This window comes from Priestia sp. USM5, assembly GCF_058323215.1.
In genome coordinates, this window is record NZ_JBSGKN010000001.1 from 2,817,300 (window position 1) to 2,841,604 (window position 24,305).

21 protein-coding genes are annotated in these 24,305 nt (G+C 36.4%); 4 read left to right on the top strand and 17 right to left on the bottom strand.

Annotated elements, in window-relative coordinates:
• Positions 1–76: 76 nt before the first annotated feature.
• The 9 genes from ACWATA_RS15135 to ACWATA_RS15175 all read right to left on the bottom strand — a co-directional run bounded on the left by ACWATA_RS15135 (position 77) and on the right by ACWATA_RS15175 (position 11,335).
• Entirely contained in the window at positions 77–979 is a 903-nt protein-coding gene (locus ACWATA_RS15135; protein WP_049164078.1) for an AEC family transporter, read from the bottom strand.
• Positions 980–1,059: 80 nt separating this feature from the next.
• The gene (locus ACWATA_RS15140; protein ID WP_033578703.1) at positions 1,060–1,806 is read right to left on the bottom strand and encodes an SDR family NAD(P)-dependent oxidoreductase; all 747 of its coding nucleotides are present in this window, start codon (positions 1,804–1,806) and stop codon (positions 1,060–1,062) included.
• Positions 1,807–1,835: 29 nt separating this feature from the next.
• Complete coding sequence (locus ACWATA_RS15145) at positions 1,836–3,029, bottom strand: sialidase family protein (RefSeq protein ID WP_033578702.1); 1,194 nt, start codon at positions 3,027–3,029, stop codon at positions 1,836–1,838.
• 45 nt (positions 3,030–3,074) lie between these two features.
• Positions 3,075–4,499, bottom strand: coding sequence for a sodium:solute symporter family protein (locus tag ACWATA_RS15150; protein WP_033578701.1), 1,425 nt, complete (start codon positions 4,497–4,499; stop codon positions 3,075–3,077).
• Positions 4,500–4,823: 324 nt separating this feature from the next.
• On the bottom strand, positions 4,824–5,837 hold the full coding sequence (gene pdxA / locus ACWATA_RS15155) for a 4-hydroxythreonine-4-phosphate dehydrogenase PdxA (RefSeq protein WP_033578700.1): 1,014 nt from the start codon (positions 5,835–5,837) through the stop codon (positions 4,824–4,826).
• 44 nt (positions 5,838–5,881) lie between these two features.
• The gene (locus ACWATA_RS15160) at positions 5,882–7,195 is read right to left on the bottom strand and encodes a four-carbon acid sugar kinase family protein (protein WP_033578699.1); all 1,314 of its coding nucleotides are present in this window, start codon (positions 7,193–7,195) and stop codon (positions 5,882–5,884) included.
• Between the two features lie 17 nt (positions 7,196–7,212).
• The gene (locus ACWATA_RS15165) at positions 7,213–8,379 is read right to left on the bottom strand and encodes an iron-containing alcohol dehydrogenase (RefSeq protein ID WP_033578698.1); all 1,167 of its coding nucleotides are present in this window, start codon (positions 8,377–8,379) and stop codon (positions 7,213–7,215) included.
• Positions 8,380–8,413: 34 nt separating this feature from the next.
• Positions 8,414–9,304 carry a 4-hydroxy-tetrahydrodipicolinate synthase gene (gene dapA, locus ACWATA_RS15170; protein WP_033578697.1) on the bottom strand — a complete coding sequence of 297 codons (891 nt, stop codon included), beginning with the start codon at positions 9,302–9,304 and terminating at the stop codon, positions 8,414–8,416.
• A gap of 258 nt (positions 9,305–9,562) precedes the next feature.
• Positions 9,563–11,335, bottom strand: coding sequence for a PrpR N-terminal domain-containing protein (locus tag ACWATA_RS15175; protein ID WP_049164073.1), 1,773 nt, complete (start codon positions 11,333–11,335; stop codon positions 9,563–9,565).
• A gap of 356 nt (positions 11,336–11,691) precedes the next feature.
• Here ACWATA_RS15175 and ACWATA_RS15180 point away from each other — a divergent pair, with 356 nt between their 5' ends.
• The gene (locus ACWATA_RS15180; protein WP_028413740.1) at positions 11,692–11,988 is read left to right on the top strand and encodes a hypothetical protein; all 297 of its coding nucleotides are present in this window, start codon (positions 11,692–11,694) and stop codon (positions 11,986–11,988) included.
• A 105-nt stretch (positions 11,989–12,093) separates the two neighbouring features.
• Here ACWATA_RS15180 and ACWATA_RS15185 read toward each other — a convergent pair whose 3' ends face one another.
• On the bottom strand, positions 12,094–13,545 hold the full coding sequence (locus tag ACWATA_RS15185) for an NADP-dependent glyceraldehyde-3-phosphate dehydrogenase (protein WP_049164067.1): 1,452 nt from the start codon (positions 13,543–13,545) through the stop codon (positions 12,094–12,096).
• Between the two features lie 524 nt (positions 13,546–14,069).
• Here ACWATA_RS15185 and ACWATA_RS15190 point away from each other — a divergent pair.
• Together ACWATA_RS15190 and ACWATA_RS15195 are read left to right on the top strand one after the other, a co-directional pair.
• A complete protein-coding gene (locus tag ACWATA_RS15190; protein ID WP_165573386.1) occupies positions 14,070–14,210 on the top strand; it encodes a hypothetical protein in 141 nt (46 codons plus the stop codon).
• Between the two features lie 491 nt (positions 14,211–14,701).
• The gene (locus tag ACWATA_RS15195; protein ID WP_473049937.1) at positions 14,702–14,857 is read left to right on the top strand and encodes an aspartyl-phosphate phosphatase Spo0E family protein; all 156 of its coding nucleotides are present in this window, start codon (positions 14,702–14,704) and stop codon (positions 14,855–14,857) included.
• A 135-nt stretch (positions 14,858–14,992) separates the two neighbouring features.
• On the opposite strand, the gene ACWATA_RS15200 is transcribed toward ACWATA_RS15195, so the two are convergent.
• Positions 14,993–15,961: an extracellular catalytic domain type 1 short-chain-length polyhydroxyalkanoate depolymerase gene (locus ACWATA_RS15200; protein WP_049164062.1), complete on the bottom strand. Its 969-nt coding sequence runs from the start codon at positions 15,959–15,961 to the stop codon at positions 14,993–14,995.
• Positions 15,962–16,259: 298 nt separating this feature from the next.
• Here ACWATA_RS15200 and ACWATA_RS15205 point away from each other — a divergent pair, with 298 nt between their 5' ends.
• The gene (locus ACWATA_RS15205) at positions 16,260–17,021 is read left to right on the top strand and encodes an SDR family NAD(P)-dependent oxidoreductase (RefSeq protein WP_049164060.1); all 762 of its coding nucleotides are present in this window, start codon (positions 16,260–16,262) and stop codon (positions 17,019–17,021) included.
• A gap of 84 nt (positions 17,022–17,105) precedes the next feature.
• Here the strand turns inward: ACWATA_RS15205 and ACWATA_RS15210 are convergent, their stop codons facing one another.
• The 6 genes from ACWATA_RS15210 to ACWATA_RS15235 all read right to left on the bottom strand — a co-directional run bounded on the left by ACWATA_RS15210 (position 17,106) and on the right by ACWATA_RS15235 (position 24,279).
• Positions 17,106–18,452: an MFS transporter gene (locus ACWATA_RS15210; RefSeq protein ID WP_049164058.1), complete on the bottom strand. Its 1,347-nt coding sequence runs from the start codon at positions 18,450–18,452 to the stop codon at positions 17,106–17,108.
• A gap of 64 nt (positions 18,453–18,516) precedes the next feature.
• Positions 18,517–19,536: a TAXI family TRAP transporter solute-binding subunit gene (locus ACWATA_RS15215; RefSeq protein WP_080974249.1), complete on the bottom strand. Its 1,020-nt coding sequence runs from the start codon at positions 19,534–19,536 to the stop codon at positions 18,517–18,519.
• A 138-nt stretch (positions 19,537–19,674) separates the two neighbouring features.
• Positions 19,675–21,087 (bottom strand): sigma-54-dependent transcriptional regulator, encoded by a 1,413-nt coding sequence (locus ACWATA_RS15220; protein ID WP_049164051.1) that lies wholly within the window; start codon positions 21,085–21,087, stop codon positions 19,675–19,677.
• Entirely contained in the window at positions 21,059–23,122 is a 2,064-nt protein-coding gene (locus ACWATA_RS15225; RefSeq protein WP_098999833.1) for a transporter substrate-binding domain-containing protein, read from the bottom strand. Before ACWATA_RS15225 ends, ACWATA_RS15220 begins: the two co-directional genes overlap by 29 nt.
• A gap of 374 nt (positions 23,123–23,496) precedes the next feature.
• A complete protein-coding gene (locus tag ACWATA_RS15230) occupies positions 23,497–23,907 on the bottom strand; it encodes a GNAT family N-acetyltransferase (protein WP_049164040.1) in 411 nt (136 codons plus the stop codon).
• A gap of 87 nt (positions 23,908–23,994) precedes the next feature.
• On the bottom strand, positions 23,995–24,279 hold the full coding sequence (locus tag ACWATA_RS15235) for a DUF5316 family protein (RefSeq protein ID WP_028413748.1): 285 nt from the start codon (positions 24,277–24,279) through the stop codon (positions 23,995–23,997).
• Positions 24,280–24,305 lie beyond the last annotated feature (26 nt).

Below are 24,305 nucleotides of genomic sequence, written 5' to 3' on the forward strand. Positions count from 1 at the left end.
AAAAAAAGTCATAAAATCGTAAAAAGTAGTCAAAAAAGGTCATATAACATAAAAATTACGTAGTCATAAAAGATTTTCACAATACAATTGTAAAAATTAGGGGTAAAGTAGCTAAACTCAACGATGTACTAATAAGCGTAGCACTTGAAACAAATTCTGGCTCAGTATCAAATTGCAGCGCATACATGGTTGTGTTTGCTGCTGTTGGCATAGCGGCCGTAATAATCATAATCTGTTTAACCATGTCATCAACTGGAAGAAACAAAGTAAGTAAATAAGCAACGGCAGGAGAAATGATCAGTTTAATTATAAGCGATAAAGAAACTTTGCTTTTGGCTAAATTTTTAACTGATATTTTTGCCAGCTGCATTCCGAGTACAATCATAACCGTAGGAATTGCTGCATTCGCAACTAAATCTACCGCTTCGAGGACTGATTTCCCTAAATGAATATTGGAAAATTGAAAAAAAGCTCCCAAAAAGGCGCTATATATAGCAGGCATGCGTTGAACAGCACGAATAGCTGAACGTATACCATTTCCTTCTGCACTTCCTTTTGCGGCGTAGTAGACTCCAATTGTACACATTGCCAGCTGTTGAATAACCATTAAAATGATTGCACAGTCAAGCCCTGAAACTCCAAAGATTAGTAAAACCACAGGAGTACCGTAATTCCCATTGTTCATAAAAGAAGAGGCTAATATCATTCCGCATGTCTCTCGAGTGGAATACTTCTGAATAAACGCCACAATATATACAACTATAATTAAAGTAAAACAAAGGGCAAACGTATAAAAAGCAAGATATAAATAATCCACCTGAAATTTTGTCGTATAAAACGTTCTAAAAACTAATATCGGAGACATTAAATAAAGCGCCATGGTGGATATCGTTTTTGTATCGAACCCTATTTTCTTTTGCCCAATAAAACCTAGTGTAAATATGCCGAAAATAGGTAATAGGATTGTTAAAAATTCCATTTTAATCACCTGTTTATATTCTATTCTTTAGAGAAACAATTGAAAAGCCTAGATAGTCAACTCTCTAGGCTTTTCATTCCCTAATTCATGTACGTTCCGCCATTCACATTAATAGATTCACCCGTTATAAAATCAGACATACTTGAAGCTAAAAACAAAACACTTTCCCCAACATTTTGAGGAGTTCCTAACTTATTTAACGGAATTCGCTTTGTTACTTCTTTCCTGTATTCATCTGTCCATTGATTGCTCATGTCCGTTTCTACAGGACCTGGACATACAGCATTTACAAAAATATTATGATGCGCCATTTCTAAAGCTAAATGCATCGTAAGGTAGTTAACTGCAGCTTTTGAAGCTCCGTAAGATGGCGCTGCATTTCTATGCGCTGTTTTGGCTGTTGTAGAACTTACATTGACAATTTTCCCATAGTTTCGCTCTATCATATAAGGTAAGACGGCTTTACAGAAATATAAAGTTCCATTCAAATTAACATCTAATACCTTTTTCCAATCATCCAAAGTCATTTCTAATGTTGAGCTGCGCATATTGATACCCGCATTATTTATTAAAATATCAATTTTTCCAAAACGCTCTACAGCAGCTCTTACAACCTCGGTTGCAACATTTGGATCTGCTACGTCCCCAGCTTTTACAATACATTCTCTACCTAAGTCCTCAACCTGTAAAGCTAATTCATTTAATAAAGTCTGATTCGTACCGTGTATAACTAATGAGGCACCATTTTTAGCTAAAGTTAAAGCGATAGCCTTTCCAATACCTCTACTAGCTCCTGTAATAATCGCAATCTTGTTTTCCAACAGCATACTTTATCCCTCCGAAGTATATGAAGCTATTAAGACTTTATGAATTCTTCTGACACACATACATATTTAATAGCTTGTCTAAAATACGTAAAAGCGATATGAATTTTTCCATCAGCGCTTTGTTTAATAGAAGGATATGAGTATTCTCTATTTAATTTTTCTTTTGAATTATTGGTCATTGCATAGCCATCCCCTATTTCAATATCCTTTTTATATGGCCATGTTCTACCTCCATCTTCTGAAATCGCAACTGTCATCGGTGCTCTAGGTGCTCCCCAAAATGCTTGTCTGCCTTCATCATCTTTTTCAGGCGTATCTTGATTAGCAGACAGAATATCCGTACCCTCTTCATCTTCAATTTCATCATAAAGCGACAGCCTGCGCTCCGTACAATTATCGGCGTTCATATTGTTAAAAACTAGCGCTAAATGCCCGTTATTTAATTTTGTGAATTGAATAGAAGAATTGTTATTAGGTAACTGCGTTGGAATGGGCTCGCTCCACGTTTTCCCGTAATCAGTTGAACGGCTGCTATAAATATGATCAGCCCAGCGGCTGCGGAATAATGCTAAAAGCGTACCATCATCTAATTTTTCAATATTCATATGAACACACCCTAAGCTATTAGGCACTTCATACTCTTCCCAAGACTCACCTTGATCTTTTGAGATTTTCACCGCGCTTATATCTTTATTTCCTGTCCACTTTTGTCCCGGAGGCGTAATGCAATAGAAAACAGGTAAAAGCCAATCACCGTTATCTAATACAACAATAGGCTGTCGAATAAAAGTACCTGGCTGATCAAATAAAGTCTCAATAGGTCCCCACGAATAGCCTTCATCTTCCGAAATACGATATCTTACAATCGCTGTGTCTTGATTACCGGATTTTTGTGCCGTGTACAATAACCATAATTTATTGTCTGGAGCACGAAATAAAATGGGGTTTTGCTCAGAACGAGCGGGATCATCTGAAAGTTTTACAGCTTTACTCCATTCTTTTTGGCCTTTTTTAAGTCTTGATAGATAAATGTGAATGTCGGCTATTCCCTCTTGTGTGCCGCCAAACCAAGTGCATAACAGGTCACCGTTGTCTAACACAAGTAAATTAGAAGCATGATTTTGTATACAATCAGAGGGAATATATGCCTCTACATGTTCCAATCCGTCTGGACACATTTTTAATTTTCCATCTGCTACAATAGTCGTTGATTGATTACTCATTACATATCTCTCCTTTTAACGTATTAACGTAAACTAAGCTATTTTCTACTTTGCATCTATATATTCTACAGTATTGGATTCAGTATTTTCAGACTTTTTATCTTTTCCACCGATAAATCGGTCAATTACCATCACAATAAATGGTGTAATGACAGCGACATACATATTGTCAATACCAAAAGGGTTTCCTAGCAAATACCATACAGTTGTGAAAATACCGGACATTGCTAAGCCGATAGTTGCACCTCGGTTTGAACTGAAAAATGGAAGATAAAATCCCATTGCAGCTACCACAGCAATAGATGTTCTCAATGCACGAGTGAAAAAAGATAAAGTTAATAGTTCTGGGGCTAAAACCACACCAAGTAAAGGAATGATACCAACAACTACAGAAATAATTCGAGTCATCTTCATCTGTTGTTCTGGAGATGGTTTAGCTTTTGGAACATAAAAATCGTCAACAATTAATGTTGTTGTAGCTAAAGCCACGGTTGAAACCCCAACGAAAATGGATGCTACTAAGGAAGTTGCTACAATTGCTGTTAATACTGGATTCATATGTTCTAAGAATACTGGAAACGCGTAGATAGGATCGATATTTGGATACAAATATCGTGCACATACCCCAATCACTCCGATTGCCAATGCAAGCGGCAAGCATAATAGTGCTGCATATAAACTTGATTTTTTAGCTGCTTTTGCACTTTTTGACGACGTAATGGCTTGAATAATAAATTGTGTAGAGAAAATAGCTCCCATATTCCCGATAAGCCATGCAAAAATAGTCCCTCCACCAATCGTTCCATCCCATGTAAAGTAGCTTTTTGGCAGTTCGTGCACGATAGGCTTGAACCCACCGCAAAGGTACAATGCCACTCCTACTGTGATCAAGACACCCGCATATTTCACGAATGAGTGAAGAATGGTTACCCAAGCAACCCCTTTCATTCCCCCAAATGTAAAATAAAATGTACTGACAATGGCTGTAATAATAGCACATGTCATTAATGGTAAACCTAACAAAGAAGCAATGGCCGCAGAACCACTCAAGTAGTTTCCTAGATTCACAAGTAAAAGAGCCGCTATCATAATAATTGATACAACCGTTTTTGTAGATCTTCCAAATTTCTGCTCAATTATACCGGAAATAGTATATTTCCCAGTCCCATAAAATTTATTAACCAAAAAGAATGAAAAGAGGAAAAAAGCAATTGTTACCGTAATAAGTGACCAAGAAGCCGCGATACCACCAGTAAATGATGATTCAGCAGTCCCTACTGTTGATTTCGTGCCGATAAACTCTGACATTAATAAGATTCCAACTACAAGCGCAGGCAATGTTTTGGCTGCGTTATTAAATTCCGCGCTGGATTTACTTCTTAATCTCATTGTTAACCATGTTGTAAATAGAATATATACAACAATTACTGCTAAAACAAAAACCAGGCTTGAAGGATTTAATGCTTTCATTATAGATTTCCTCCTATAATAACAACAGAATTTTGATATATGTCGATAAAACTTTCAATATTTTAGGATTTATTTTTCTCAATGCTTCTACCATTTTTTCTGTTCTAAAAAGATTCATTGGTCAGTAGTCAAACGTTTTTATGCGGACATTTATTAAGCGCTTTCATTTGTGTTCTGTGAAGAAGTAATAAAACATTACCAAATATAACTCACTGTCTTCGGAGTTCTTTGATTACAATTCATATTATTACTACTATACTCATAGTAAAAGATGTTCAAATTCCTCCGAAGACATTTTATAAAAAATTGATAACAACGCCACTTTTAAAACTTATTTAAAACCTTTTTAGGTGATAGCTCAGCAGCTGATTGAAGAGCAGCTAACATACTTCTTTCATCAGCAATTCCTTTTCCTGCGATATCAAATGCTGTACCGTGATCGACAGAAGTGCGAATAACGCCGCCGTTTAAACCAACTGTGATGTTGACACCCTCTTCTAACCCTAGGACTTTAATAGGCACATGTCCCTGATCGTGATAACAAGCGATGACAATATCGAAATCTCCGCGAACTGCACGGAAAAATAGCGTATCCGCAGGGTATGGACCTGTAACATTTATCCCTTCAGAAGCTGCAATTTGAATACCAGGAATTAGTTTTTCTTCCTCTTCTCCTTCTCCAAATAAACCGTTCTCTCCAGCGTGAGGATTAATTCCGCAAACGGCAATTCGCGGGTTTTTATACCCTGCGCGACTTAATGTTTCATGAGCAAGTTTGATAACGGTGTATGTTCGTTCCGGTGTAATAGCATCTATTGCTTTTTTTAATCCTACATGAGTAGTAAGGTGGATGACTTTTAGCTTTGGTGAAGATAACATCATGGAATAATCCTTTGTATTCGTAAGCTCTGCCAAAATTTCAGTATGGCCAGGGTAAGTGTAGCCGCCTTTATGTAACGCTTCTTTATTTAAAGGTGCCGTACAAATGGCCTGTATCTCTTGCTGTTTTGCTAATTCAATCGCTTTTTTAATAAATTTAAACGCTGCGCTCCCAGCTAATGATGAGATTTCTCCAACTGGAAGATCTTCCGGCACTAAGTCCAAATGAAGACAATCAATTACCCCATGAGTAAATTCTCCTTGATTTACCTCGTTAACGCGATGGACAGTTAACGAGGTTCGTGTCATTTTGATCGCTCTTTCTACTATCTTAGCGTCTCCTACAACAATAGGACGACAAGCTTCATAAACCGATGGATCTGCTAGTGCTTTTACAATAACTTCTGGACCTACTCCAGCTGCATCGCCCATTGTAATTCCGATAACAGGTTTCATCATATTCCTCCTTTAAAATTCACTTCCATTTTTATTGCACTGTTTAATTATTTGCTTAATCTTACAGAGGGTTCCCAAACATCTTTTTTCCCCTGCAGCTTCGACTTAGCTTTAAGCATAGCTACATCTGTACCAAAACTTCCTGCTTTCGTTACAGCAAAAATCTCTCTTTTATAATCTAACTTGCCAAGCGGTATACCAGGCTCCACTTCGTCAACCAAATGAAGTCTATGAACCTGTAATTGACTTAACACTTGTTGAGCCGTGTCTCCTCCTGTAAGAAAAAGATTAGTAATAGTACATTGATTAATTAGATCTACAGCTACTTCTCCCATGGCCATTGAAATATAGTCACTTATTTCAATAGCGCTATAGCCTTGTTTTTTACCAATCTCTTGTGTTTCTTTTACTTCTTCTGAAGAGAATAAAGCAATACTTTTTCCTGTTTTCAGAAATGTTAAAGCCCTCTCTATTACCTGATCTATTTCTTTTTGTCTGGAAACACCGTCTAAAATGATTTTTGATGGGTTCATTTCTACACTAATGGTGTCAGAGTATAGTAATAGTTGGTTCAGCTGATTTCTTCCAACTTTACTTACGCTTCCAATAACAAATAGCACAGGTTGATCATTTCTTAGAAAACTGACTTTCTTTGTGGATGGCTGTAGTCCATAAGCTTGAGGTAAATAGTTAATTAACCCGCTTGAACCGGACCATACAACAGAAAATTCCGTCTTTTTTATCGTTTCAACGAGACATTTAAGATCTGATTCATGAATTGAATCTACTGTGATGTATGAAATGTTTTGATTTTTGTATGCTTTAAGCTTTTTGAAGATAAATTCATATCCTGCATGAAGATCTTTGTACGAAAGATGGCCCACTTCCTTTTGCGCTTGGTTTTTAACCAGTCGGGCAATTAAAGAATCCTTTACGGGAGTTTTAGGATCGTTCGCTACTTCAGTTTCATCTAAACGTTTTTGATTCAGAAAATGTACGCCGTTAATCACTTGTCTTCCGGCGTTTGGAAAGGCTGGAGCGATAAAAACAAAATCAGGTTGAAATACGTCGTACACAGCATTAATTTCTTGTCCGATATTGCCTCTCATTGTGGAGTCAATTTTTTTGTAAATAACATCAAATGTTTCACCTTGAATTCTTTCACAAACGTTTTTAACTCTTTCGTAAGCCTCTTTCCCTGAAACAGCGCGGCTATCCGTATTAAATATAAAAGCTTCTTTTTTACTTAAATTACTATTGTCATTGGTTAAAACAACAGAAACATCTAACCCATAACGAACTAATTGTCCTCCGCAATCACTTGCGCCTGTTAAATCATCAGAAATAACGGATATTTTCATAGAATGTCATCACCTTTTTAAACAAGTAATTTACGGTAAATTCCTTCCATATCTTTCAAACTTACTTCTTTAGGATTATTATTTAATAATCGCGTTACTTTTGAAGCGGAAAGAGCTAGCTCTGGAACATCTTCTTCCTTTACTCCATATTCTTTTAGATTTTGTGGGATTTCTAAAACGTTTGTCCACTCTACAATACGATTTACTACTTTTTGAGCTACTTCCGTCTTTGAAAAACCCTCTATTTTAATTCCCATAGGCTCAGCTACGAGGAACAACCGATCTTCAATGGCATCCATGTTAAACTCCATCACATGAGGTAAAAGCATCGAATTAGCTACACCGTGAGGAATTTTAAATTTTCCGCCTAGCGGATATGCTAATGCATGAACCGCAGCAGTACCTGCACTTGTTAAAGCCATTCCGCCGTACATAGAACCTACAAGCATTTTTTCTCTCGCCTCGACCGAATTCCCATTTTGATAAGCTTCTATAATACTAGACGAGATGAGACGAATTGATTCTAATGCAACCATATCGCTTATTAAATTTGATTTATTTGAAATAAATGATTCTAATGAGTGAGTAAATGCATCCATCCCGGTTGCAGCTGTGATAGGTCTTGGTAAACTTAATGTTAGAACTGGATCGAGTACCACTAATTTAGGCAGTAAATACTTACTTACGATTCCAATCTTCAATTCTTCATCGGGCAGTGTAACAATCGCATTAGGCGTTACTTCCGAACCTGTTCCTGAAGTAGTTGGAATTAAGATAGTTGGTGTACCTGGGTTTTTAACTAAATCTGTACCTAATAGTTCACGGATAGATTGGTTATTTGTTTGTAAGACTGAAAGAATTTTTGTTGCATCCAGCACGCTTCCTCCACCAAATCCAATTAATACATCATACTGTTCTTTGCTAATGGCTTGAAAAACTTCTTCAATGTTTTCAACCGTTGGCTCTGGAAGAACATCAATATTCACATAGGCTGATACGCCTTTGTCAGATAACTGATGAATAAGCTTCTCGACAAAACCTAACCTTTTCATCGATGGTTGAGTAATAATTAAGGCTGACTTGACTTCTGTACCTAATAGAGAAAGGTATTCTCCTACTTTTTCAATTGAATTTGGTCCTGCGATAAGATGATTTGCTGTTTGAAATTGATAAAGCTTTTGCATCATTTTAACCTCTTTCCCTTATAGTTAGTTTATTTTAAAGTGCATTCTGTTTTTTATAGCCCGCAACCATTTCTTTTACCTTTTCAAGTCCCTCTCCTGATAGTTCAGAGACTGGCAGTTTAGGAGGGCCTACCGGAATTCCATATAGTTCTACAGCTTTTTTCAAAGCCGATGGAAGCGTACCGTATTGGAATGTGTCTCGAAGAGGCTGTAATTTTTTTTGAGCTTCTTCCGCTTCGTTATTAAATCCCTTTAACCAGCTGGTGTAAATAGATACGACAATATCAGGGACCATATTTGCAGTTGCAGCAACTGCTCCTACTCCTCCTGCTTCTAAGGTCTTTAGTATTAAAGAATCCGTTCCCGCAAACACGGAAAAGTCTTTGTCTTTTGTTACATGAATATAGTTTTTGATATTTTCGAAGCTGCCGCTGCTATCTTTAATTCCTACTATATTAGGAACGTCCGCTAGCTTGGCGACAGTATCGGGCTCTAAGCTCATTCCCGTTTTTGAAGGGATATTGTATAAAAGAACTGGTAATGATGTTTCTTCTGCTATTTGCTGAAAATGAACGATCACTTCTTCTTGAGTTGGTGTAACAAAGTAAGGAGTAATAACAGAAAGAGCATTTGCTCCAAGGTTTTCCATCTGCTTTGATAATTCAATAACTTCTTCTGTACTGTTCCCTCCCGTACCAACAATTACGGGGATTCTTCCTTTGACCTCATCAATGATCACTTGAGCAATTTTTAATTTCTCTTCTTTTGTGAAGAGATGAAATTCACCATTTGTTCCTAAAGCAAAAATGCCATGGACACCTGATTCAATAAGATGACTAGTTAATTGACGCAGTACCGGTTCGTTTATTTTCTGCTCTTTTGTTAAAGGCGTTAATAACGCTGGAATAATTCCTTTTAACTCCATATTCCTTCCTCCCTACACTATCTATTTGCATTTAGTTAATTGTTTATTTTTGCAACATTTATGTACAATTCACTTTTTTAAAAACGTTTACAATTTGAATTATATACATAAATGTTTAATTAATCAACAGTTAAAGAAAATAAAATTTAATATTTTCTGAATTGTTTAAAAATTAAACAACAAAAACCACTTTATCTTTACTAACTTATAGATAAAGTGGTTTTTAAATTTGACTCAATAGAATACATATAGGAAATTTTATTTTAGTTTCCGCCACAGAGTGGTTCGATTTATACCTAACCTTTCAGCTGTCTTTGTTTGATTCATACCCTCTTCTAACCATATTCTTTTTATGATTTTTCGTTCGATTTCTTCTAACGTTCCGTTTAAATCAATTTCCTGATTGTCACTTGTAACGCGAATGGTACTTATTACTTTCTTTAGATCATGAAGCTCTAAAAAAGCCCCTTCAGCTAATAGTACACTCTCTTTAATAATCTGTTTTAGCTGCTTTATATTACCAGTCCATTCAAAATTCTTTAAGTTTTCGTTTGCATCGCTACGTATCCCTACGATTTGCTTGCCGAATTTTATATTGTATTCTCCGATAAAGAAAAGAGCTAAGCTTTCGATATCTTCTTTTCTTTCTGTTAATGAAGGAAGATCCAAGGTTAAACTAGCTAATAAATAATACAACTCTTGATCAAAACGCTGTGTTTCAGTTAAGTATTCGATACTTTTACGCGATAAAGTTATAAAACGGCACGTAGTTGAATTCTTTTTTAAATAACTCGCTAATTGTTTTTGAGTATCCAATTCTAAAAAATCTATATTGTTTAAAATAACGCTTCCATGCGGATTATGGGCTAATAAATCATCATAGGAACTTTTGTCTAGAAGGCGCGCCCACTGTGCTTTTGAGAGAACTTCACAATCTATAATAAGCAGTGGATATTCACGTCTTTCACTATTAACATGAATAAGCTTTGCTAGTCGTTCTTTTCCAGTTCCTTCTTCACCGCTAATCCATACAGGTTCTTCCGTATTAGCATAAATAGTTGCAGCTTTTAAAACACCTTGCATTCTCTCATTTTTTGTGACGATAGTAGTAAGGTTACTTGCAGAGCTTGCTTCGTTTTGTAAAGACACAATTGAGATTCCATCTATACCTTGATTTTCATTGGACTTATATTGATTAATGCGAAACATAATCAATTTTGAATGTGAGGTTTCCAGAGGATATCCTTTTACTGTCCAAAAGTCATCATCCCTACTAAAGACTGTTTCAAAAGAACCTGTGTTACATACAGTCTTTACAGCCTCTTCTACATTGAGGTTTTGTTTAAAGCTGTCAATAAAATTCTTATTAAAATAAGGATTAGAAAAAATAGCTTGAGACGTTGAATTGTATACAACAATTCCTTCCATTTCATGTTGAATAATATCATAAGACATCAAGTAATTTTTTTTGAAAGACGAAAGAAATCCATATATTTTCTTTGCATTTTGAAAAGATTTTAAAACACTTTCTTTTCCAGAAGTCAGCAATATACCATTGAGTCCAAGCTTTTCAGCTATTTTTACCGTAATGGCATCTCCAATAATATTTGTATATCCATCTTGCTGTAATTGAACTAAAATAGGCTCGATTTCTTTCTCGCTTTTGACTTTGTATGCAGACATATTGATATCTAGTATTTCACAAATTGTAGAAGCTCCTTCTGAAATAGGAGAGAACCCAACAATTGCTTTTTTTCCTGGGTAACCCTTAGCAAGCGTCAGCACGCGAAGCATATCGTAACCAGAAACTTCAATTTCAACAACCGGGATAGTCAACTCTCTTTGGATGAGTTCCGCCGTTCCTCCTCGACTGATGATGATATCTATGCCATTATGTATTGCATCTTTAGCAAGAGTCAGGCCTTCTTCTAAATCACCTATCTCTACTTGCAACTCGAATTCTTCTTTTTCTCCTAGGGTAATCATTAGCTCTTTTAAACCGTTATAAGGAGCGATAGCCAGTACTTCCATTCAATCACCTTCTGTTGCATTTTTAAACACATCTATAATATATCAAAAAATTGTTTTGATGCAAAATGAATCAACTCACAAATATTTTAAAAAAAGCTTTATATCGATTAAATATAGGCAAGGCTTGAAAACACGGACAAAGGTTACCTGCTAAATGACCTCTTCTTTTATTAGTACAAACTTCTCTATATTGAAAATATATCCACTCATTTCACCGTTTTTTCACTTTAACATGATATCCTGTAGTATAATTTTGTTTCACGTGCTAATTCCCATGAATTTTTGCTATTTAAGGTTATTCGTTTTTATTAGTGGGAAAGTTACATAAATACAACACGTTATAGGGGGACTTTAACATGGATAAAAGAATTGAAACATTAAAAGAAAAACTGCCTGATAATCATAAGGAGGTTGCTGTTCTGACCTCTCATATTTTTGATGCGCTTGATAAATTAACAACTGAACATCGCAGATATGTTGATATTTCGGCAGCAGCCAAAATAAAGCCGAATCCGGATGAAGAGAAAGCTTTTTTTGATACCATCTATGAAGTAAAAACACTCATTATGTCAGAGCTCGAAAAAACCGTTGAAGATATCGAGCACAAAGGGGATAAAAACTGGCATAAGAACTATAAAGACGGAATCGAGTGATAGACAAATAAGACGTTTAAAAGCCTGTGCTTTTTGGAGCACAGGCTTTTTTCCATGAGATTCTCTACATTCTACTGGGTCGATTGGATAGCTCATGGAATTCAATCATTGAAGGTTTAATACCGTTACTTTTTCACGAGTCATCGATTCAATACTTTTACGAATACCTTGAGCGCCCATACCGGATCCTTTTACGCCGATAAAAGGAAAATGATCAGGGCCGCGTTCTGTGCGGCCGTTGATTTGAACGGAACCGACTTCCATTTTATTTGCAATTGAGAAGGCTTTATTAATATCTTTTGTGAAAACGCTTGCTTGTAAGCCGAATTCTGATTCGTTTGCGATGTCAATGGCTTCTTGGTCAGAAGCGACGCGGATAATTGGTAACACAGGACCAAATGGTTCTTCCCATGCTACGCGCATAGTATCATTCACGTCATCTAAAAGAGTAGGATAGATAAGGTTGCCTTCACGCTTGTTCCCAGTCACAACTTCTGCACCTTTTCCGAGCGCGTCTGCAATTAAAATTTGAATAAAGTCCGCTGCCTTACTATCAATTAATGGAACGATTGTGCATCCATCTTCAGGAGAACCAACTGATAGTTTATGTACTTCTTCTTTTAGGATGTCGACCAGCTCGTTTGCCACTTTTTCATGTACAAGTACACGTTTAATAGCTGTACAGCGCTGACCCGAATAAGAAAATGCTCCGCTTATAATATGTTTTGCTGCTTCCTGTAAATCTGCATCTTCACATACAATACCCGGGTCTTTTCCTCCAAGTTCTAGTACAAGAGGAATCATGCCTGCCTTTTTAGCTAACTGAGTACCCGTATTTGTTCCTCCGGTAAACGAAATCATGTTAATGCCTTTATGTTCAACCAAGTAATCACCAATTACAGATCCGCGACCCGTTACGACGTTTACAAGTCCTTGTGGAATACCTGCTTGATCAAGAGCTTCAATCATCTTAATACCGCTGATCGCTCCTTGCGTTGCGGGTTTGAAGATAACTGCATTTCCTGAAATAAGCGCAGGCGCAAGCTTAGCAGCTGACAAATTTACCGGATAATTAAATGGAGGAATCGCAAGTACCACGCCTAAAGGCACGCGTTCAACAATGGCAACTTTAGACTTAGAACCTCCAGGAAAACTATCTCCTTTCATGCTTTCTCCATTCATATGAAGGGCTTCTTCAACTGTATAGCGAATAAAATCAGCTGTGCGCACGACTTCATTCCTTGCATCTTTTAAGCTTTTTCCAACTTCTCTCATAATAATTTCGGCAATTTCACTCTGCATTTTTACCAGCTCATCTGCCCACTTATATAAATATTTGGCACGGTCTTGCAGAGAAGTTTCCGCCCACTCCTTCTGAGCTTTCTGTGCGGCATGTACCGCTTCATCGACTTCTTCTTTTGTGATAGCCTGCACTTTTCCAATCACATCATGACGGTATGGAGAAACAATATCGATCGTCTGCCCTGATTTGCTTTCTTTCCACTCACCGTTAAGATAAAAAGAATAAGTTGATACATTTAAAACCGTTGTTGTCATAAAAAGTCCCCCTTAATAAAAGTGAAATTTATTATCAAAATTTTCAGTCTTTTTTACGAATGAAAACTATGTGAATATTTGAGCAAAAAGAATTCTACTTGTATTCATTTCTATAACTTTTATATTTCGTGTAACTCCCTAATCTTATACTGCTTACTTGTTGCCTTTAAAGCAGCAGCTTCTTTCTTTTTAACTTAAAACAAACCCTCGTATAATTTAATGAATATTTCGTATTTTTAATATATATAAATTTCTTTCATTCGTACAATATAAATAAGTTATCTTAATGATTAATAATTTTAATGATTCATGCCCCGAATACGAAGAAATCTTTATGGTTTCCTACTTTTTTAAGTGAAATGTCTGTTTTAAGCTCCCTTGATTGTATTTACTTTGGATGGATATTCAGGCGATGCATACACTCTTTTTATTCTATGTGTTGAGAAAATAAAATAAGGGTATAAAATAAATATAGGAAAATGAAGATGAAAGTAGAATATATATTCTAAAGGGAGGGATTTATTGTGATTGTTACTTTAGGTTTTGTGGCATCAATTATTGCGTTGTTTATGCTTTTTACTAACCGGACGTCCAATATCCCGGAAGAAATAATCCATGAAACAACAAATGCCAATAAAGAAGAGCAGTATATGTATTATATATAAAGCGTCTTAACAGACGCTTTTTTGTTGCGCTTTTTACAAAGTCTATAGCGGTTAGAAACGGCCCTCACCTATCATTTATCTTTATTTGTCAGTGCCCGATACCCATAAATAGTTAAACAGAAACCAATAAATGAAAAAAAGATATGTTTTGGTTTAAAGTTGACTAACTTAAATAAGTCCAATCTTATGTTAACATGCCTAAATGTAATCTGATTATGCCTATATCCAAAAAACAGGGTAAGCTCTGTTACTCCGTCAGTTATTTACAACCGGTGGAACAATCATAATTAAGACAGAGCGCAGCTTCCAGCAAAACGTTTAAGAGTCAATTCTTTTTAAATGAAAATATCTGAATTCAAAATACGACAGACTTCGACACTATCTATTTGTTACTATATTTTTTAGGTTCTATTTTTAGATTTGAACCGTTTTTACATAAAAAATTCAATAATTTAAACCTTTAAAATGACGTGGCAAGTGGAGGAAACTTAATGTGTTTCAAATGTAGGCTACTGCTGATAAAGATAGAATTTATACGAAAAATGATGATGATGATTGCCCTAGAAGAAGGGTTTACAAGTAGTAATACGCTTAAAATCAGTCAGGATCTAGATGTATTGTTAAATCGGTTTGAAGCTACTTGTTAAGAAATGCTGGTTGATAACAGAAAAAGGATCTTTCGATAAGATCCTTTTTTACTGTTGATCGACAATTATTTGTTTCAAAAAAATGAAGGCAGATGTTATTTAGTAGTACATCTTGATCGTTCGTTCATATTTTATTTAATCATTCTGTGCCTCAAAAAAATCCCACATCATTTTTGAAGCATTAGGACCTTTTGAATCAGTATCTGATCCATTGTCATTTCCACCTGACCATGCATGCCCCATATCCTCTACCATAATTTTTTTCATCCAGATTTTATTTTCTGCATCTACGTAGTCATAAGTTATGTAACTATAATGATTTTCGTTTTCCCTTGAAGTGTAAGAAGCAGCATTTTCATGTAGGTCGATACCGAAATGCTTATATGTATAAATCCACTGCTGAATTAATGTAGACGCATTAATTGGATTAACTGTTGTATCTGATTGGCCATGAAACGTAATGATGGGAACAGGCCGTGCGTAAGGTCCCATTTTCTTATAAGCTTCATCACCGTCAAATTCAGGATTTAGAGATCCATATAGCATAACTTCTCCGGCTGTTATGAGGTCTACAGCATACGCATTACTGCCTGCTGAATGAATGCCTACCGCTTTAAATATATCAGGATAAGCAATAGCCATCACATTCGCCATAAAGCCTCCAGCTGACATGCCAGCAAGGTAGATATTAGTAGAATCAATCGCATATTTAGTGGTTATGTGATCAATCATATCTTTTATTATGTCTGGCTCTCCATTACCGCGAAACTGGTTATACTCATAAAACCAATTCCAGCACCCGTTGGAATTAGCAAAGTAATTCATTTGGGGATAGAGAACAATAAAACCTTTTTCTTCCGCTAGCTTATTCATTTCCGTACCCGCAGCAAAATCATCTGCGTCTTGTTGACATCCATGAAGCATAACGATTAATGGTACTTTACTTAACCCAGTATATGTACTTGGAACATATACCTTGTAGGTAAAGTAATCATCATAATTATACTCTTTCCAAATAGGGCGAAAGAACGCACTCTGTAATTCTATTAAAAAAGTTGAAGCGCTTAAAACTGGATTCATAAAAAAGGAACATAAAGTATTCACGGAGTTTACCCTCTCTCTATTTCTGATGTATATACTCTCTATTTCGTTATATCACAAAATAATCCTTTTATTATGTATCTTATCTTTCATATATGTCTTTCATTATTTTTCTCTTCACTCTTTAGTGGTACAAATTCATAGAGTAAGTTATGCTCTGCGTTGGGTAACAACTTTAGGTGATTTAGTATGTTTAATACAAGTATACGCGTGGAATATTAGACAAAGATAATGAACTTCATTTCGAATGCATCCCGCTGCTAATCAGTGGGATAAATTTGTGATAAAAGGAGACATACACATGAAATATACAGTCATCACCGGAGCAAGTTCAGGAATTGGATATGAAACGGCTCTCGCGTTTGCAAAGCGTGGCAAAAACCTTATCTTAGCTGCTCGCCGAGAAGATAAATTAGAAGAGTTAAAAACTGAAATTACAAGTAACCATCAGAACGTCGACGTTGTTATTAAATCTGTTGATTTATCAACTGCAGAAAACGCGCATGAGTTTTATAAGTCGTTGCAAGGTTATGAACTAGAAACGTTTATTAACAACGCAGGCTTTGGAGATTTTAGTTTGATTGCAGATCAAGATTTAAATAAAGTGGAGAAAATGCTTCATTTAAATATCGAGGCATTAACCATTCTTTCATCTTTATTTGTAAAAGATTATGAAAACGTTGAAGGCACACAGCTTATCAATATTTCTTCAAGAGCAGGCTATAACGTAGTAGCTACTTCCATTACGTATTCCGCCACAAAATTTTATGTAAGTGCATTTACAGAAGGCATAGCTCAGGAACTAAAAACAAAAGGAGCTAAAATGCAGGCAAAAGTATTAGCCCCTGCTGCTACGGAAACAGAATTTGCTCAGCGCTCGTTTGGTACAGACAGCTTTGAGTATAAGGGGAAAGTTGCTAAGTATCACACGTCAAAAGAAATGGCTGAATTTCTGTTAGCCCTCTACGATAGCGATAAAACAGTGGGTCTTATCGAAGAAGGCACGCGTGAGTTTAGCTTAAAAGACCCTATCTTTCCTTATTCTGAACCAACTACAAAATAAATATCTTTTAAGTGTATAAAAAAGGACTGGCTTTTTATACCCAGTCCTTTTTATGTTATCGAACGATTATTTGTTTAAGCAAAATTAAAAACTCACATTATTTGGCGGGATGTTGTCGTCTTTGTCATCTGTTTTCAACTCGGACTCTATGTATGAATCTTTAGAGGATTCTCCCATACGCCAATAAACAAGAAAGCTGATGGCAATACACCCTGCTACATAGAAGAAGAAAATTGATTCATGGCCAATACTTTTTAGCCATAGGGCGATAAATTCTGCTGTCCCTCCAAATATGGCAACTGTAAGTCCGTACGGTAATCCTACACCAAGAGCTCGAATTTCCGTTGGAAAAAGCTCAGCTTTTACAATAGCGTTAATAGATGTATAGCCTGTTACAATGATAAGTCCAACTGTCATTAATAGAAAGGCCATGACTGGGTTATGTGCTTGTTTCATAAAAAGAAACAGCGGTACAGTCAGCAATGTTCCCAAAATACCAAAGCTCATTAACAGAGGTCTGCGTCCAATTTTATCAGATAGCATCCCTGCTATTGGCTGAATGACAACAAATACAAGCAGCGCACAGAAGTTAATCCAGCTTACGACCCCTTTATCCAGCCCTACACTGTTTACCATAAATTTTTGTAGATACGTTGTATACGTATAAAATGCAACCGTTCCTCCTAATGTTAAACCAATAACGGTCAACACTGCTTTAGGGTGCTTCATGAGTGCTTTAATAGTCCCTGCATTTTCACGGCTTTCAGAGTCCATTTTAGAAAATTGCTCTGACTCATCCATCGTACGTCGCAGCCATAAAACGCTTAGCGCGCCGATGGCTCCAATAACAAAAGGAATACGCCAGCCCCATGAAATCATATCTGCTTCACTAAGAACGTTTTGCAGAATAATTTGAACACCTAATGCTACCAGCTGACCAGCAACAAGCGTTACATACTGAAAGCTTGAATAAAATCCTCTTCGCCCGCTGCTCGCCATTTCAGAAAGATAAGTTGCAGACGTTCCGTATTCTCCCCCTAAGGAGATTCCTTGAAGCAAACGTGCGAGTACTAGAATAATAGGAGATAATAACCCTATTGTGCCATAGCTAGGGGTACAAGCGATAATCAAAGAACCGCTCGCCATGATGGTAATAGATAAGGTAAGCGCAGCACGGCGACCATATCGATCGGCATAGCGTCCCATTAGCAAACTACCGATTGGACGCATTAAGAAACCAACAGCGAAGATTGCGGCTGTGTTAAGCAGCTGACTTGTTGGATCGCCTTCTGGGAAAAATTGCGATGAAAAATAGACGGCAAAAGCAGAGTAAACGTACCAATCGTACCATTCAATTAAATTTCCAACAGATCCTTTAAAAATATTACTTGTAACACGCCTGTTGTTTGCAGCTTCACTAGTATGAGCCATAATTAATCCCTCTTTTCTTTAAGTAGTGTTTTCTTCTGTACAACTTTATAGATAAAGATTTAGTTTATTTTATAATGCCTTTTTCTTCATAATACTTTTTTGCACCCGGGTGCAGTGGTAAAGGAAGTTGTTCTACCGCTTTTGCTAACGTTATTTTTTCAGCAGAGCTATTTGTTTGCTCAAGCTCTTCTATGTTTTCAAACAAAGCTTTTGTCAGTTCATATACTTTTTTTTGCGGCATATCTTTATTAGTAATCAAAAGGTTTTTAACCATGACTGTTTTTGTTTCTGTGTTGACATCCTTATATGTATCAGCCGGAATCATCCCACTCCCTAGTGGCGGGTATGATTTTTTTAATTTTTCTGTCACTTCTTCAGGCACTGAAATCAGTTCAATTTCGTTCGTTGAGGCTAACTCTGTAATTCCTGAGTTAGGATATCCAGAAGAAAGAAAAGCTGCATCTGCGGTTCCATTTTTAATTCCTTCAATCCCTTCAGAAAAAGGTAGAAACCGTGCATGAAAATTCTGAGTGCTGATGTCCATGCTGTTTAGAATTCTCATAGCCAATACCTCTGTACCACTGCCAAGCGCTCCTACTACCACGTTTTTCCCTTTTAAATCTTGAAGCGTATGAATTCTAGCCGACTTCAGAGCTACAATTTGCATATAGTTTGGATATAAAGAAGCTACTGCTCTTACATTGGATAAATCTTTCTTATTAATTACGGCTTTTTCTTTTCCCCGAGAACTTGCCAGCATATCTGCCATCGAAAAGCCGAGCTCGGCTTTTTTTTGCGCAATTTTACTAATATTTTCTACAGAAGCGTCCGTTGTCTCTACGCTGGCTTGGATTCCTAGCTTTTCTCCATAAACTCTGGCTAGAGCATTGCCTAACTGAAAGTAAACACCTGTTGGTCCTCCTGTTACAATAGTAAGCGGTTTGTCGTCAAACCCTTCACTAGCCTTTGCGTTAGAGTCAGTGCTGTTTTCTTTTTCCTTATGAATAGTTAGTAAATCTCTATTTAAGACGGCTATGATAAATAGTAAACAGAAAACGAGCGCCACCCCTATATATCTCTTCATTTATTCACCTCTATTTTCTTTGATGTGGGCGCTTACAATAATATGTTGCAATTTTCGTGCCAACAAAAAAACGCTTAAATGGCAGAGGAACTGACAAGAACCCGGCAAAAAATGCCGGGTAGAAACGGAAATATGTTCCTACTCGGCATTTTTTGCCTCCTTTTGTTGAATTGTGCGGTAAAGATGAAGTTTGTTACGGATACTTCGTTCACTGATACCGAGTGCCTGAGCTGTTTTTCTGCGGTTGCCTCCACACTCTTCAAGGACTGATTCGATAATTAGCTGTTCTGCTTCTTTCATCGTGTAGTTAATTGGAATATTAATTAATTTTGTTTCTTCGGTGAAATTTTCATTCTCATAGCGTGACAAAGAAATCTCTTGTTCGTGTTGAACAGTTATAGGTAAATCTTTTTCCATAATCGTTCCATCTTTGGTCATAGCAACTGCATATTCAAGAATGTTCCCTAGCTGTCTTATATTTCCAGGGTAATCATACGTTAAAAGCTTTTTATATGCATTTGAAGACAGCACACAAAGCGGTTTCTCCATTTCTTCTGAGTATTTTTGCAAAAAGTATGGAATAAGCAGCGCTATATCTTCCTTCCGTTCCCGTAATGGCGGTAGTGTGATAGGGATGACATTCAAGCGGAAATATAAGTCTTCGCGAAAGCCATTTTCTTTTACCATACGATTTAATTCTTTATTAGTGGCACTCACAATCCGAACATCTACTTTTCTTGTTTCCGATGAGCCAAGAGGCGTTATTTCTTTTTCTTGTAAAAATCGAAGCATTTTTGCTTGCAACGACGGAGGCATCTCACCAATTTCATCTAAAAAAAGAGTTCCTCCATCAGCTGCGGCTACTTTCCCGTTTTGATTGCGAGTAGCTCCTGTAAAGGCGCCTTTTACAAAACCAAAAAGTTCACTTTCAAGTAAAGTCTCTGGAATAGCCGCACAGTTAACGGAAATAAACGGTCCGTTTGCTCGCTTTCCCTGACGGTGAATCCCTCGCGCTACTAGCTCTTTTCCAGTACCGCTTTCACCGAATATAAGCACGTTCGAATCAATGTCTTTTACTCTATTAATAATCGAAAAAACTTGTTTCATAGCTGCACTTTCACCAATCATTTGATCGTAGCCTTTTATTTTCTCAATCGTTTCGCTTAATTCACGAACTTTATCATGAAGCTCCTGGTGTTCAAGCGTTTTTTCAATTAATATATGAAGCTCTTCAATATCAAGAGGCTTTGTAATGTAATGGTAAGCTCCTCTTTTAATAGCTTCTATAGACGATTCAATCGTCCCGTAAGCCGTCATCATAATAATGGATGTTTGAGGCTGAATGTCTTTAATTTTACTTAGCACTTCAAGCCCATTATATTCGCCGAGTCGCCAATCCAGCAAAACAACGTGGACAGGCTGACTGCGTAAAAATTGATAAGCTTCCGGTACTTCTGTAAGATTGGTCACTTCGTAGTTTGTTTCTAGAGCAAAACGAAGAGATGAACCAATAGCAGGTTCGTCATCGAGAATGAGAACAGTCGGTTTCATATGAATGGCCTCCTTTTTCTTTCGTAACAGGCAAGACAATCGTAAATGTTGTACCATTTCCTTTTTTTGTTTGCATCGTAATTTCTCCATTATTCTCTTCTATCCACTGATAGCATAGTGATAAACCAAGACCCACGCCCTGCTTTTTTGTTGTATAGAAAGGTTCCATAATATGTGGGACGTCTTTTTCATCTATGCCTTTTCCTGTATCACTAACATTAATAAAACCCAATCCATTTTCTGTTACAGCCCTGATAGAGAGCTCCTTACGAGGACTGCTTTCCATCGCGTCCAGCGCATTTAACATCAGGTTTAGCATAATTTGTTTAATTTGATCGGGATCACTGTAAAGACGCATACCCGGTTCAATATCAAGAGATAAGTGAACCGCTTTTTTTTTTAACGTAGGGCTAATAATAACCGCTACAGAGTTTATAAATGTTTCTACGTCAAAAGCTATTTTCTGAGGGTATTTAGGCCGGGCATAATCTACTAAACTTTCAACAATACGATTCATTCTTCTCAGTGCTTCTGGAACGTGCTTGGACAGTTCTTTTCGAAACTCTGGATTTTCATATTTATTTGGCAGCAAATCAATAAACGTTTTTACGGATGTAAGCGGATTACGAATTTCGTGTGCCACACCTGCGACCAGCTGACCTAACGCACGCATTTTCTCTTGAGTTGCTAACTTCTTCTCAAGCAGTCTTTCTTCAGAACGATCGGCTAGTGTCAGTAAATAACCGTTCATTTTAGTTGTATCTTCATAAAGCGGAATTACTCGATACAATACAAAATAGACTTCTCCATTTTGTTTGTGCTGAATTTCTTTTGTAAATGGCAATGCCATTTGCGATTGCTTTATCGTATTATACGTTTTAAAAATTTGCTGGATAAGCGGATGTTGATGAATATGACTAGATTGAAATGTTTTATCCTCTATGAGAAGAATTTCTTTTGCCCGCTGATTGATAGTTGTAAGGTTTAGCGATTGATCAAATGTAAGAATTCCGTAATACATATGGTTAATAACTTGTGTCTGAAATGCATGCGCCTGTGAAATTGCTTTTTGCTGAATCTGCAGCTTTTGATTCGCATCAGCAAGCGCCGATGTACGTTTTTTTACTTCTTTTTTTAATCGCTTGTTCCAAAGATATATGGTAAATAAACTACCTAGTGTTAAGACAACTATAATAAGAAGAAAAACAATCCAATTGCGCAATTCTTTTAGGCGTTCTTCTGAAGAAGAAACAAACCATTTTCTATATAGTTCTTGATATGTTCCATCCGCCTGCATACGTGAAATTGAACGGTTAATGATCGATAAAAATTTTGCGTTTTCAGGTCGAGTTGCAACCGCAAACTCTGAAGGTATTCCTACATTATCGAGTATAGTGTACTGTCCTTTTTTCTTTGATTTCTCAAGATAAAATTCCGCGGTCCACTTGTTTGAAAAAAAAGCATCAGCCCGATTTAAAAACAGGAGATTGAGCGCATCCTCTGGATTTAAAGCCACTTGAAACTCTATGTTTCTTACATTCATCAGCAGTTCAAAGGAGATTTTATCTTCCCGCATGGCAACTGTTTTGCCTCGTAAATCGGTTAAAGATGTAACCGAGGATTTTAATGAGTTTGGAATGACTACGGCATCTGCCATCGTAAAATATGGATCGGAAAACTTAAACACTTGATTTTGATTAGCCGAATACTCCAAGCCCATAATGGCATCAATTTTACCTTCTTGCAGTGCTTTTGTTGCTTGATAAAGATCCATTGGAATATATGTAAATTTCACATTCTCTTCTTTCGCTATTTGATTGAGCATATCAATACTAAAACCAGTAAATACTCCTTCATCGTTCACGTAAGAAAAAGGCGCAAGATGTTTTTCTCCAGCAATGCGGTATGTATTTTTTTCGGCTGCGTAATTTGCTTTTTTATTGGGTACAGTTTCTGCTTTTACAGAAACCGGAAGATAAGCTAGAAATAAGATAATAGATAAAATAAAACAAAACGGGCGGAGTGTAACATACATAAGATATAGCTGTCTCCTTTTAAAAAACCTTTAGTTAAGTAGATGAAAAATGTCTTTTATTATTATGTATTTCTTAAGGTATTGGAATTTCAAGAACCAAAATAAAATGATATTGAAATATTCTGTCAATCTTTTTTATAAAGAAAAGCCTCTTTCTAGAGGCTTTTTGTTATCGCAAACAAAACATATTTGTTCGGTAATTAATATTCTTTTACTCTCGGCCTTTAGCTTCTTTGATGTTAAGTTGTATGTAATTTTAGCCCTATAAATATAAGGAGCTGCTAAATGTATTATATCATATTTTGAATGCCTTTTATTTGCTTTCGTTATTGGTCATCTTGCAGCTCTCTTTTTCTTGCAATCCAAAATTTATCTCATTTAACTTTAAATTCACACAAAAATCGCTCCACTCCGGGATATTTTTCACCTAAACTTGTTATTTGGAAGCCAAACTTAGAATAAAAGTTTACTGCCTCTTTATCTGTCTCAGCAAAAATAGAATGTATATCATAGTTCTTACAAAGAAAGCGAATGATGCTGCTTCCTATTCCTTTCCCTCTCTCTTTTGGTAAAACAGCTATATGTTTTATAACAGCTTCCTTGGCGTTAAGAAATTTAACTCCTATACAGCTAACTGTGTCTCCATTTACTTCAATACTATATAATTTCCGACTTGGCAAACACGTGTATTTTTTATACTCTCCATCAACCTTCTCTTCTAAAGTTGCATAAGATAACAGCTTTTTTATTGTCGGGTTCACCATAGTTGAAGTGATTTCTTTCATCCTAGCACCTCTTTTCGCTATTATCTTATGAATAATTAGTTTGTTTTTTAGGACCTTGCGGGTTGCTCTTACATGTCGAAGAATAAACTATACAAAGTAATGAATGAGAAGAAATACCCCGAGAACTGGAGCGGCAGCTAACATAAGGTTTATAGAATTTGTTATTCTCCACTTCTTGTCTGCTTTTGATTCTGTGGAAAGGTTAGCTCTCATTCGATCACCGCTTACAGCTGCTCCAGATATGATAAGAGCTAGCCCCACTAATATAATGAAAGCGGTGAAAAGTACTGTTTCTGAATTTACGTTAGCTATTGTACATGCTACTAAAAGTATAAAAGATAAAATGAACCCACCAATAATTGATTTAATCATTTTTGTCCTCCTCCTATCCTTTTTAT

Bases quoted from the DNA above. Each gene is read 5' to 3' on its own strand.
- ACWATA_RS15135 (WP_049164078.1), bottom strand. From the start codon at position 979: ATGGAATTTTTAACAATCCTATTACCTATTTTCGGCATATTTACACTA.
- ACWATA_RS15140 (WP_033578703.1), bottom strand. From the start codon at position 1,806: ATGCTGTTGGAAAACAAGATTGCGATTATTACAGGAGCTAGTAGAGGT.
- ACWATA_RS15145 (WP_033578702.1), bottom strand. From the start codon at position 3,029: ATGAGTAATCAATCAACGACTATTGTAGCAGATGGAAAATTAAAAATG.
- ACWATA_RS15150 (WP_033578701.1), bottom strand. From the start codon at position 4,499: ATGAAAGCATTAAATCCTTCAAGCCTGGTTTTTGTTTTAGCAGTAATT.
- pdxA (WP_033578700.1), bottom strand. From the start codon at position 5,837: ATGATGAAACCTGTTATCGGAATTACAATGGGCGATGCAGCTGGAGTA.
- ACWATA_RS15160 (WP_033578699.1), bottom strand. From the start codon at position 7,195: ATGAAAATATCCGTTATTTCTGATGATTTAACAGGCGCAAGTGATTGC.
- ACWATA_RS15165 (WP_033578698.1), bottom strand. From the start codon at position 8,379: ATGCAAAAGCTTTATCAATTTCAAACAGCAAATCATCTTATCGCAGGA.
- dapA (WP_033578697.1), bottom strand. From the start codon at position 9,304: ATGGAGTTAAAAGGAATTATTCCAGCGTTATTAACGCCTTTAACAAAA.
- ACWATA_RS15175 (WP_049164073.1), bottom strand. From the start codon at position 11,335: ATGGAAGTACTGGCTATCGCTCCTTATAACGGTTTAAAAGAGCTAATG.
- ACWATA_RS15180 (WP_028413740.1), top strand. From the start codon at position 11,692: ATGGATAAAAGAATTGAAACATTAAAAGAAAAACTGCCTGATAATCAT.
- ACWATA_RS15185 (WP_049164067.1), bottom strand. From the start codon at position 13,545: ATGACAACAACGGTTTTAAATGTATCAACTTATTCTTTTTATCTTAAC.
- ACWATA_RS15195 (WP_473049937.1), top strand. From the start codon at position 14,702: ATGTGTTTCAAATGTAGGCTACTGCTGATAAAGATAGAATTTATACGA.
- ACWATA_RS15205 (WP_049164060.1), top strand. From the start codon at position 16,260: ATGAAATATACAGTCATCACCGGAGCAAGTTCAGGAATTGGATATGAA.
- ACWATA_RS15210 (WP_049164058.1), bottom strand. From the start codon at position 18,452: ATGGCTCATACTAGTGAAGCTGCAAACAACAGGCGTGTTACAAGTAAT.
- ACWATA_RS15215 (WP_080974249.1), bottom strand. From the start codon at position 19,536: ATGAAGAGATATATAGGGGTGGCGCTCGTTTTCTGTTTACTATTTATC.
- ACWATA_RS15220 (WP_049164051.1), bottom strand. From the start codon at position 21,087: ATGAAACCGACTGTTCTCATTCTCGATGACGAACCTGCTATTGGTTCA.
- ACWATA_RS15225 (WP_098999833.1), bottom strand. From the start codon at position 23,122: ATGTATGTTACACTCCGCCCGTTTTGTTTTATTTTATCTATTATCTTA.
- ACWATA_RS15230 (WP_049164040.1), bottom strand. From the start codon at position 23,907: ATGAAAGAAATCACTTCAACTATGGTGAACCCGACAATAAAAAAGCTG.
- ACWATA_RS15235 (WP_028413748.1), bottom strand. From the start codon at position 24,279: ATGATTAAATCAATTATTGGTGGGTTCATTTTATCTTTTATACTTTTA.